Annotated in this window: 10 protein-coding genes and 1 pseudogene; 4 read left to right on the top strand and 7 right to left on the bottom strand. The window is 66.7% G+C overall.

The window, feature by feature from the left end; genetic code table 11:
- Positions 1 to 110: 110 nt before the first annotated feature.
- Positions 111 to 725, top strand: coding sequence for a hypothetical protein (locus ACWDA7_RS45330; protein ID WP_450613068.1), 615 nt, complete (start codon positions 111 to 113; stop codon positions 723 to 725).
- Between the two features lie 197 nt (positions 726 to 922).
- On the opposite strand, the gene ACWDA7_RS45325 is transcribed toward ACWDA7_RS45330, so the two are convergent.
- Positions 923 to 1678 carry a hypothetical protein gene (locus ACWDA7_RS45325; protein WP_450613066.1) on the bottom strand — a complete coding sequence of 252 codons (756 nt, stop codon included), beginning with the start codon at positions 1676 to 1678 and terminating at the stop codon, positions 923 to 925.
- 246 nt (positions 1679 to 1924) lie between these two features.
- Positions 1925 to 3160 carry a hypothetical protein gene (locus ACWDA7_RS45320; protein ID WP_450613064.1) on the bottom strand — a complete coding sequence of 412 codons (1236 nt, stop codon included), beginning with the start codon at positions 3158 to 3160 and terminating at the stop codon, positions 1925 to 1927.
- Positions 3161 to 3439: 279 nt separating this feature from the next.
- Here ACWDA7_RS45320 and ACWDA7_RS45315 point away from each other — a divergent pair.
- Positions 3440 to 3737 (top strand): annotated as a pseudogene (locus ACWDA7_RS45315) (ISL3 family transposase); the annotation flags it as partial.
- Positions 3738 to 3778: 41 nt separating this feature from the next.
- On the opposite strand, the gene ACWDA7_RS45310 reads toward ACWDA7_RS45315, so the two are convergent.
- The 5 genes from ACWDA7_RS45310 to ACWDA7_RS45290 all read right to left on the bottom strand — a co-directional run bounded on the left by ACWDA7_RS45310 (position 3779) and on the right by ACWDA7_RS45290 (position 9481).
- The gene (locus ACWDA7_RS45310; RefSeq protein ID WP_450613063.1) at positions 3779 to 5131 is read right to left on the bottom strand and encodes a glycosyltransferase; all 1353 of its coding nucleotides are present in this window, start codon (positions 5129 to 5131) and stop codon (positions 3779 to 3781) included.
- Positions 5128 to 5289 carry a hypothetical protein gene (locus ACWDA7_RS45305; protein ID WP_450613061.1) on the bottom strand — a complete coding sequence of 54 codons (162 nt, stop codon included), beginning with the start codon at positions 5287 to 5289 and terminating at the stop codon, positions 5128 to 5130. The genes ACWDA7_RS45310 and ACWDA7_RS45305 overlap by 4 nt, the downstream gene beginning before the upstream one ends.
- Positions 5290 to 5310: 21 nt before the next feature.
- Entirely contained in the window at positions 5311 to 6570 is a 1260-nt protein-coding gene (locus tag ACWDA7_RS45300; protein ID WP_450613070.1) for a nucleotide sugar dehydrogenase, read from the bottom strand.
- 629 nt (positions 6571 to 7199) lie between these two features.
- On the bottom strand, positions 7200 to 7613 hold the full coding sequence (locus ACWDA7_RS45295; RefSeq protein ID WP_450613059.1) for a hypothetical protein: 414 nt from the start codon (positions 7611 to 7613) through the stop codon (positions 7200 to 7202).
- Positions 7610 to 9481, bottom strand: coding sequence for a hypothetical protein (locus ACWDA7_RS45290; protein ID WP_450613057.1), 1872 nt, complete (start codon positions 9479 to 9481; stop codon positions 7610 to 7612). The genes ACWDA7_RS45295 and ACWDA7_RS45290 overlap by 4 nt, the downstream gene beginning before the upstream one ends.
- A 43-nt stretch (positions 9482 to 9524) precedes the next feature.
- Here ACWDA7_RS45290 and ACWDA7_RS45285 point away from each other — a divergent pair, with 43 nt between their 5' ends.
- Complete coding sequence (locus tag ACWDA7_RS45285) at positions 9525 to 9935, top strand: hypothetical protein (protein ID WP_450613055.1); 411 nt, start codon at positions 9525 to 9527, stop codon at positions 9933 to 9935.
- A 261-nt stretch (positions 9936 to 10196) separates the two neighbouring features.
- Positions 10197 to 10424, top strand: a complete 228-nt coding sequence (locus ACWDA7_RS45280; protein WP_450613053.1) for a hypothetical protein — start codon at positions 10197 to 10199, stop codon at positions 10422 to 10424.
- Positions 10425 to 10847: the final 423 nt, after the last annotated feature.

The following is a 10847-nucleotide window of genomic DNA, read 5'->3' as shown; positions in this document are numbered from 1 at the left end:
CACACTGCGGCGCCGGATCACCGACCTGACCGCCCGCCTCGGCGCGACCAGCCGGTTCCAGGCGGGCGCACAGGCGGTCCGCCGCGGCTGGCTCTAAGTCCAGTGCCTTCGTGCGCCGCCTGCCGGTGGGCGAGCGGCCTCCCCTGCTCGACGGCTCCCTCGTTAGCTGGACCACCTTCCCCTTCGAAGGCGACTTCCAGGCCAAGCCGCTGCAGCCGCCCGTCCTGCCCGAGCCAGCCCTCAACGGCGAGGCCGATCTCGCCGATTGCCGGACCTGCCGCACCCCGATCACCGAAGCGTTGTGGGCCGACGAGCACTGGCGGCTGGACGCACTCGGCACCCAGCTGCGGCTGCCCGCGGCCGTGTTGCTCCAGCCCCGCGGCCACTACGACCTGACCGACCTGCCCGCCGAACGCGCCGCCGAGCTCGGGCCGCTGCTGCAGCGAGTCGAACGCGCCATGCTCGCCCTGGACGGCGTCGCCCGCGTGCACATCAACCGGTGGGCGACGGAGGCGCCCACCTCCACTTCTGGCTCCTGGCCCGCCCCGCTGGAATGCTCCAGCTCCGCGGCACCTTTCTGCCCGTGTGGGAAGAAGAACTCCTGCCGCCCGTCCCCGAAGCAGAGCGCCAGCACACACACCGCTACATCGCCACCGCTTTGGCCGCCGAAAGCGGCACCGCCCACACGACATGACCTCAACGGACATCTGATCCACAGCTATTGACAATGGCTCGGCCAGTCGTAGAGGCGCCCCGCTGTGCAGCTTGCGGTGAGTATTGAGTCGGCTGGAGCGCGGTACTGACGTTGTCGCCAGCCCGTTTCTCCAGGCCGCTCGCCGAATAGTGAGACCTAAATGCCTCTCAGGGTCGGTGGGATGTCCGGACCGGCGGTGCGGCCGCGCACCACCGGACCGATCCCGAGTCAGCCGGTGGCTGCCGCCTTCAGCTTCTCGACCTGCTTGGCCATCAGCAGCTGTGGAACCGCAGGCACCTTGGCGGCCTTGAAGTCGAAGCTCGCAAAGACGGCCATGGACGAGCCGATGCGGATGTCGACCAGGCGTATCGTGAGGGCGTGGCCTTGGACGTCGCCCGTCGCGTCCAGGGTGACGGCGTCGTCGCCCAGCGCGGGACCCGGCTGGACGGCGAGCCGCACCCGGGTGATGCTCCCGTCGTCCGGGCTCTTGCTCTTGTAGGTGGCGCAGGACTTCACAGCCACCTTGAGGGCGGTCATGGCCTTCTCGGCGTCGCCCGCCGGGTAAGAGACGAGACGGCTGAAGATCATCGCTGATGCCTTCGCAGGCTGCGGATAGTCCTGGTCCACCGCGGCGGACGGCCTGATGGCCGCGTCGTTGGCCGCGATGTCGGCGATGGGCTGGCAGCTAGCCGGCATTGTGGTGTCGGCCTTGCCGAACATGTCCTCACCCTTGTCGGGCTTGGACGCCTTGAAGCCGGCCGGTACCTCCGCACTGGTCAGCAGGGCCTGCTGCAGGTCAGCCTTGGCCAGCGTGTGGTCGACAGGTGACGGAGAAGCCGGCGCCGAGGCGGCGGGGGCCGGAGTGGAGGCGGCGGGGGAGGCAGCAGCACCGCCGGTCGCCGTGCCGCTGCTGGAGCAGCCCGAGACGGCCAGCGCCAGGCCGGCAACCAGCGCGGCACCGGCAAGACGGGTGATACGGGACATGAACCGTCCTCTGTTGTGGGTAATGAGGAGCGGTCAGATTAGTACGCCGTTCGGATGCCCCCGGGAGGGGACCGGTCAGGACCGCACGTGCAGCCGTGGATGTAGGTGCCCTGCCCGCAGGGCTGCGGCTAGGTCGGCCAGCCGGAGATCCGGCCGAGCATCCTTTACGGGCTCTTCGCAGTTGCGGGTGTAGTCGGGCTGCGCAGGTGGCTGACGGTCGGCGCTCACTCAGCCCTCCTCGTCGCGTTACTTTCCGTCCCCGAGCCAACGGCGCGCTCGCTCGGCGAGGTCGCTCGAGAGCTTGTCCGCAACCGAGCCGGCCAGGTCGAGGGTCTCGTTGCCAAAACTTATGGCGGCATCGACGCCCTTCGCTCCTGTCTCGAGCGCCATGTCCCTCGCCTCCGCGGCCGCGTCCACCCATCGTCTCGCCTCCGACAACTGGCGACCCGACTCAATCCCCAGCCGCCCGTGGAAGTCATAGACGCCGGTCACGACATGATTGCTCGACTGGACCACAGCCGGGGACGCGGTCGGGTTCAGCAGCACGTTCGCGTTGGCCGTGCCAGCAGCCGCATGCATCCGGGCCACCAGACGCTCGGTGCTCCGCGAGATGTGTTCCAGCCGGTCCTGCCGGGCAGCTTTCAGTCCGAGGCGATGCCCGTCCAGCTCCTCCGGAGACGCGTCAAGCACCCGGTCGAGTTCGAGCACGGCAATGGCGTCCTGCAGTTGGAAGCAGCGAGCCAGAACAGCGAGCCACTCCCGCACCATGGACTCAGCTTCCTTGGCGGTCGCGGCGAGATCACCGATGTCGGTCTTGCGCTCCATCTTCTCCGCAAGCGCATCGAGTTGACACAATGCGTAAGCCTGGGTCTCTGCGATCGTCGTCGGCGCGGTCTGCACCTTCGACCACATAATCTCGTCGACCCTGCCCCTCTTCTCCCGGATGGTCATGGTTTCCTCGATGACGAAGCCCACTCCGATCATGCGGGCCAACGCAGTGTCCTTCTGGGCACGCAACACGTCGTCGAGCTTCGCGTCGATCGTGGCGAGATAGTCGGTGATCTCGGCCATGGTCTGTTGCATCGCAACCTGCGCCATGATCCCCGCAGCACCAGCAAGAATCGCCGGGTTGGTCAGAAGCGATCGGGGACCCCTCACGAATTCGACGAATCCCCTGATTTGGCCCTCTTGTCCCCTCACCACGCCTGTACTGAGACCCGTCTTCGAGCTTTCCCTCAGCCCGTACTTCTTGACAAGCTGTACCGACTTCGGAGTCAGCTTTACCCAGCGACTGGAGTTAGCGGCGATCTCCGAACCTGCCTGCGCGACTACAGCCCCGGTACCGGCGACGGACTTGAGCTGTTGCAGTCCGAGGTCCTTCGACGACAATCCCTCCGAGACGAGGAAGCGTTCGACATCCGTCGGGTTCCCGATGACCGCAAGTCCATCACCGTCGCTGATCAGCTGAATCTCGTTGTCCATCGCCCGCTCCCGAAGTGGCTTCTCGCAGTTGAGGGTAGTTGGGGTGTGCGCGGCGATCGCCGGGCAGGTGCCGAGGTCTTCCGATGATGGAAGATCGAGGTGCTGGCCCAGACAGGACCAGGGTGCACTGCCTTACGCCAACGTGAAGCTGGCGTCCGGGCCGGCATCAGTTCTCCATAGCTGGGGGCGTGATGAAGGTCAGCGCGTCGTTGGGCCGGTAGGAGTCGAGGTCTCCTGAAGACGGGGGGTTCATACACGCCTCATCCAGAAGACCTCGACGTGCCTGACGCTAGCCCGACGGCGGACTTCGCCTGCCCTGACCTGACCACGTTGAGCCGTCTGGACGAGCTCGGCCTCGTCGTCACCGGTCAGCGACTCGAGCCCGACCGTGCCTTCCTGGCCTGTCTCGTCGTGGCTCCCGACGACTGATGCCATCTGCGGCTGTCAAGAGGTTGCACGTGACAACGTGGTCCAAGGGCTGGCCCACGAGCCACTCGGGTGGCGTCCCACCACGATGCTGGTGACGGTACGCCGCTACCGGTGCAGCGGCTGCGGGCACGTATGGCGACAGGACACCAGGGGCACCCCGATTGAGCGTCGGGGCGCCCCTGGAATATGTCACGCGGGCACCGCGTCCCTCGGCTCGTCGGCCATGCCGACCTCCACCGTCTGTCGCGTGGACCAACCGGTCTTGAGGAACGTGAACAGGCCTACGTACTGGAGCACCGAGCACAGGTACAAGTGGAGCACGCTGCACAGCGGCGACATGAGCCACGTACCGAATCGGTGCCCCCACGACCGATCATCGCGCTTGAACGCCATGAACCGGATCGAGCGCAGGTAGCTCAGGATGCCCATGTAGGGGAAGAACTCCCACGGGACGTGGCCCGTCCTCACCGGCCCCACGACCAGAACGACCGGGAGGGCGAAGGTGAAGAGCACGAAGCTCGTGAACTGCCACGCCACCATCCACCACGCAGGCTTGAAGATCGAGATGTTCTGGATCAGCCAGCCGCCTCCCCAGAAGAACGACCTCCACCAGCGGATGCGCTGACGCGTGAGGTGGCTCATGTTCTCCGGCATCAGGGTGTAGCCCAAAGCCGACTCCTGGAGCACCGTGTGGCCCTCCTGGAGCGCGTACGTGGTGAGCATGCGGTCATCGCCCGAGGCGACCTTGCGCCCCCAGATCTTCTGCTTCAGGTAGAGGTCCAGGTACTTGCGGACGACTGTGCCCCTGTAGAAGGCCAGACCGCCGCACGAGACGACCACCGAGCGCAAAATCGACCACGAGGCCCTGCCGTTCAGGAACGACATGGTGAAGCCGAGGTCGAGCAAGCGCGTGAGCAGGTTGCTCTTGTCGTTCAGTGCCACCAGCATCCCGGCCACGGCCATCACCTTGGGCTTGGAGAACGCGTTGACGCCGTTCTCGATGGCCCTCGGGTCCAGCACGGTGTCCGAGTCCAGCGTCACCCAGATGTCGGCCTTCGTGTCGTGCTTGAAGGCCACCCCCTGGGCATGCCGCTTCTTGGAGTTGGGGATGCGGGTGTAGTGCGCCTCCAGGTCCGGCGGCGCAACGCTGAGCCACTGGTGGAAGACCCGCTCGCACGCATCGGTCTTCGAGCCGTCGTCCACGACGTGGAAGTACTGCACCATCCGCGTCTGCCTCAGGAGCGACTCCAGCATGGCTTCAAAGGTCGCCGGGTCCTCGTTGTAGACAGGCACGACCACCGAGACCCTGAGCCGGTCGAGCTGGCTCTTCACACGGGGCGTGGGACGGATGTCCCGATGGGCGAAGCTGGCCATGAGGTTGAAGACGATCCAGCCGAACCCGAACAGGTTGATCAAAACGAGGACGTTCAGATCCCGATGAGCCTGCAACCAGTGGTAGTCGGCGAGCCCCGCCATGGCCGAGACCATGGCGAGGGACACCACGAGGTACGGGAACCGTCCCCGTTCCTTCCGGGCACTCAACGGTGGTCCCGTCTGAGCGGCTTGGTGGCGCGCACCACAAGAGCGCCCGCCATCACCATGGCTATGGCCAGCAGTACGAGCTGCCACTGTCCGATGTAGTAGCCGAAGACGGACACCCCTATGCCCGTTGCGGCCAGACTTCCTCCGCCGTATCCCATTGTTTCCCTCCCCTCTGAGCGTCAGAGACGCTCGATGTTGTCTCCCAGCGGCATGACGCCTCTGGTGTCCAGCACGTAGACCGCCTCGTCGGCGATCCGCGTGAGGTCGAAGTCGCCGTGCGACGTGAGTAGGACCACGGCATCGAAGTCGGCAACGCTCGTGTTGTCTTCAGCGGCGGCAAAGGGAATCTCCCTGCAGCCGCTATCGGACAGATACGGATCGACGACCGTGACGTCCGCTCCCATGCCTCGCAGCCGGTCGATGACCTGGATGGCCGGCGACTGGCGGGCGTCAGAAGTGCCGGGCTTGTAGGCGGCGCCTAGGGCGAGGATGTGGGCCCCGTGCAGGCTGCGGGAGAAGCGGCTGCTGAGGGCGTCCTGCAGGCGGCGCACCACGTAGTCGGGCTGGCTTTCGTTGATGTCCTGGGCCAGCTCAATGAACCTGAAGGTCTGCCCGTGCCGGGTTTTGACGTGATGGCTGAGGTACACCGGGTCGATGGGCAAGCAATGTCCGCCGACGCCCGGGCCGGGCAGGAACTTGGTGAACCCGAACGGCTTGGTCGCGGCCAACTCCAGGGTGTGCCACACGTCCACACCGAGGGTGTGTGCCATCCGGGAGAGTTCGTTGACCAGGGCTATGTTGACGTGCCGGTAGGTGTTCTCGAATACCTTGGCCAGTTCGGCTTCTTCCAGACCGGAGGCCGGCACGGTGACGTCGGTGACGGAGTCGTAGAAGGCCTTCACGCGACGCAGGCAGGCTTCCGTGAGTCCAGCGACGATCTTGGGCGTGTTTTCCAGGCGCCAGACCGCGTTGCCCGGGTCGATGCGCTCGGGGCTGAAGCCGACGTGGAAGTCCCGGCCAGCTATGAGGCCCGAGCCCTCCTCCAGCAGGGGGAGGAGCACGTCGCGGGTGGTACCAGGGTGCGTGGTCGACTCCAGCACCACGGTGGCGCCAGGCTCCAGCCACGTGGCCAGGGTTCGGCCAGCCTCGCGCACACAGCTGAGGTCGGGGGTACGGTCGGTCAGTGGTGTCGGCACGGTGATGACCGCGACGTCGAAACCCTTGAGTTCCTTCGGATCCGAGCTCGGGGTGTAAGCCCCCGATCTGAGCACGTGTTGCAGGCGGGTCGAGTTGATGTCCTCGATGTAGGACGAGCCGGCGGCCAGTCTCTCGCACCGGCTTTGGTCGGGTTCGTAGCCAGTCACGGTGTGGCCAGCCTCGGCGGCCTGCAGGGCCAGAGGCAGGCCGACGTAGCCCTGCCCGAGCACGCAGATGTGCATGGTGGTTTTCCTCCCCTTGATCCGGCTCGCGGGCATGCGCGGACCGGAAAACGGCGCCCCTGAAGTGCGGCGGCCTGGTCCTGAAGCAGGCAGCTGCGGCGTCGGGTACTGCATTGGATTGCGGCTCGGAAGAAGCGCGCTGAACCCCCCTGGGTTGCAGTCGGCGTTCCTCTTGAGCCACCGCTGGGTCAACGACCCGCCCAGGCCCCCTGCCCGGACGTGCGCCAGACGCGCACAACGATCTTCACACTTCCCCCTTATTTGTGGACCTTCAGGGTTCAACAAGAGTCGACCGCATGGAAGACTTCTTTGCCGATTCGAGATCGACGAAGGCCAGTCAAGAAGCGACATAACGTCACATTGGCTCCATCCAGGCGCACTTAGGCATCTGCTGATTCGATGCACACGGGGCGCCGAAGTGTCTTGTTGGACGCAAGCCGCCGCCGCTCCATCGTCCGAACGCGCATCGGGGCGCTCGAATGGATCTTCACATCTCCTCCTTATTTGTGTCCGCCGAGTCCTCAACAACTTCACGCCCAGCGGAAGGTCAGTTGTCGCAACGTGACACGGGTACTGACGCCCTCTGAGAGATCTGACCGGTGAACGGTGGACCGAAGGTGACAACACAGTCACGGCACCTCCAGCGTCCGGACGAGCTCGCCGACCTCCGTACGCCAGGCGCGGACCTGCTCGTAGGTGGGGCCGATCTCGTACTGGTGGTAGTGGCACCCCAGGCACAGGTGCGACCAGACGGCGCGCGTCCGCCGGGCAGTCTCCCCAGGGAGATAGCAACGCAAGCAGAGCATCTTGGCCCGCATGGTGGCGCGGCCAAGTCCCGGTACCGCGGCGTCGAGCACCCGGTCCACGCAGATCTCCAGGGCAGTCCTCAGGGCCAGTGAGGCCCCGCGGTGACGGCCGGCAGCCGTGGCACCGCCGAGGCCGCCGGCGAGCAGCCGGTCGGCCGTCAGCAGGAGCTCTTCGACGGAGGCGGGGGAAGCAGGTGTGGCGGACACGGAGGGGAAGGATGCAGCGGAGACACTCATCGGGCGCTCACCTCCGGCTTGCGCACCTTCTGGGCCAGAGCCTCGACGTCCTGGACGAAACGGCGCGGGTCGGTGATCTGCGCTCCTGCGGCGTGGGCTCCTCTCTGACACTGCTTGATGAGGTACGCCGCCTGCGCTCCGTAGCGGGATTTCACTTCCTTGTCGACGTCGCGGATCCGTGTGATGTCGCCGCACAGGGCGAGCGCCGCGACCTTCGTGAACTTCTCGGCGTCATCGACAGCGGCGTGCAGTTCCTGCTCAGGTCCGCCGGAAAGGTGATGCCTGATCCACGCGGCCTCCAGAAAGGCGTTCTCCAACGCGATACGGCACAGGCTGGGCAGCACATGCGTCCGGGCAGCCAGCGGCAGATCCGGGGTGCAGACGATAGCCATCGCGTCGGCGATCGCCTGCGCGACCGGGTCGGTCACCCGCTCGACCTTCACCCTCGAGGCCTTGCTCCGCTCGACCTGGAACACCGTCACCGGCAACTCCTGGCTCGTGAACGCCCGCTGGAGCCGCGTGTCGTGGGTGAACACGACGACCTGCCGGTGCTTGCCGAGCTCGTACAGGACCTGAGCGAGCCCGTTGACCTTGGCGGGGTCCATGGACTGCACCGGGTCGTCGACGACTATGAACCCGAACGGGCTGTCGGCCGTAACAGCGCGGGGCAGGAACAGAGACAGCGCGAGGGAGTGCAGCTCGCCCTGGCTCATGACGCCCAGCGCCGAGGCGTCCTGGCCGTCGACGGAGACGTCCATGACGAGCTTGCGTACGTTGGCCTTCTCGCTGCCGCGCAGGCTCACGCCGTTGAGGTCGATGTTGCTCTCCTGGCGAAGCTTCTCCCAGATGCGCTGCGACTGTTCGGCGAAGCCCTCCATGCGCTGCTCCCGCAGCTCGGCGCTCAGTGTCTTGATCCAGGCACGGGCCCGCCGGATGTCTCTCAGCCGGGGGTCGCTCTCCTTCGCGGCACGGGCCCGCTCCGCCCAGCCGGCCAGGCGGGTGACGAGCCGGAGCCAGCGTTCATCCCGCTTCTCCAGCTCCCTTGCGGCGTTCTCCCTAACCGCGGCGCAAGCGTCAGCCAGCGTCCCGGCCGCCTCGTGGGCGCGCGTGACGAGCTCGCCCGGATCGCTGACCGTGCGGCAGGCGGCCCAGGCGTCCCACGGATCGGTCAACGCGGCCGGGATCCGCTGGGGCCTGTGCACGAGGTCCTGTATGGCACGTATCGCCGACTGCAGTGCGCTGTGCGCGTCGTCGGCGGCCTTGGCTTCCTGCCGCAGTACGGCGATCTGCGCGGCGGCACGCGCGGCCCACTCCCTGTCCAGGACGCGGTCCGTTCCGCAGACCGGGCAGGACCTCTCGTCGGGGTGCTGGTCGCTGTGGGCCAGAGCCCTGGCGAGGAGGTCGGCGCGCTGGTGAGCGTCCTCGGCGCTCGTGCCGCGGACGCTTTCGGCATCGGCGAGGGCCTTGCGCAGCCCGGCCACCGCGGCGGCAACCTGCTCCATGTCGGGGCCCTGCACGGCGACCGCAACCCGCAGCTCGGCGAGAAGACCCTCGTCGGTGTCGGTGGGCAGTCCCGCCACCAGGGCATCGACCGTGTCGAAGTCCGGGCTGCCCGGGGTGTCGATGGCCAGGAGGGCACGCACCGCGCGCTCGTCGTCCTCCAGCGCGTACAGGGCGTCCACGAGTTCCGGAACTTCCGCCTTCGCCGCCTTCGCCGCGTCATCGAGTGCCTTCTCCTCCGCGCGAAGCCGGCTGTCCGCTGCACTGAGATGCCGCAAGCCGAGGATCGTTGCGATGGCGTCGTACATCTCGGAGGGCTTGCCGCTGATCATGCGGTCGAGGTCGACGTACGACAGGGATGTCGGCATCGTCGGCTTCTTTGCTGTCAGACCGCCCGTTTACGGTGGTGGCATGCGTTATCTGGTTGAAGCGTTCGCCGTCGGGGCACTGCGTCGGGGAGCAGAGATCGAGCAGTTTCTCGGACCGAAGGAGCACAACGGCGAGCGGGGCGTCGCTTGGGTGGAGATCTGGCCGCGGGAGCAGGGCTACGTGATCACGCTGTACGGCGGCGTGGATCGGGCCGACGGCTACCAGGGACAGCGGGATCTCTACGAGCTTCCACCGTTCCTCTACCCGGATGAGGACGACGAGGATATGCCCTTCTGCGACCTCGGGATCGCATCCGAGCCGCTGGGGGCGCTCGAGCTGGCCGAGTCGTTGACCGGGGCAGTCCGGAGCAGATGGATGAACCGCGGTCTCGGCATGGACGAATACGCCGACTACGTACGAGCGGGCAGCCCAAGCGTGTGGCCCGTCAGCTAGGGCCAACCACGCACTCGGCTCCGATCACGACGAGGTGCTCGACCTGCGCATGGAACGGGCCGCGGTCCGCTTCCTCGGCGGCGACTACCGCCGAGCCCTGCCCGAGTTCTACGCCCTCGCCGGCGTCTTCTCCCGCACCGCCGGACCACCAGCGAAAAGGCGCGCTCCTGCCGCGCCCAGGCCGCGCACTGCCGCGCCGAACTGGACCAGGTCACGGTCGCCCTACAGGAGTTCGAGGCCGTCCTCCGACAGGTTCGGGCCGTGGACAGCGATGCCTGCGATGAGGCGATTGAACTGCGGCGTGCCATCGGATTCCTGGAACTGTCCAAGGGACGACTCGTCGAGGTCCGGCGAATGCTCGAACCGCTCCACGACGACATGTGCGTGGTCTACGGTCCCGACGACGAGGAAACCGTCGAAATCGCCGAGGCCCTGGCGCGGATCCGCCCCACCCAGGACGATACCCACGGGGAAGCACCGGAGGCATGACCGCCAGTGTCGCGCACCGCCCGGCTCCCTCCCTTGCGGAAAGGCGCTCATTGACGTACTCGTGTCGGACGTGCGGAGCCAGCTTCCGGTAGTTCCTGACGAAAAACGCCCGCTTGCCTAGCGTGTTGCGCCACCACCCCCGGAGGGTGTTGTAGAGGGCGATGCTGGCGCCGATGACCGCGGCGGTCGTCCAGATGTTGAGCTTGGTGTCAACGGTCGGTATCCACTGCACGGCAGCATCCTGCCGCGCCGCCGGGCCTCCCCTCCGCCAGCCGGCGATCTCGCTCACTCACGTCACTCAGCATCCAGGTCCGGCCGGACCTCCACCGCGTAGACCGCGTCCGCGAGGTCTTCGCCTTCCTCGTCCTCCCAGACGAGGATCAGCACGTGCTTCACGCCGGTGTCGTTCGCCTTCCACTCGCT

This window comes from Streptomyces sp. NPDC001156, assembly GCF_053598275.1.
The sequence above is the reverse complement of the archived record's forward strand: the minus strand, read 5'-3'. Positions and strand labels throughout refer to the sequence as shown.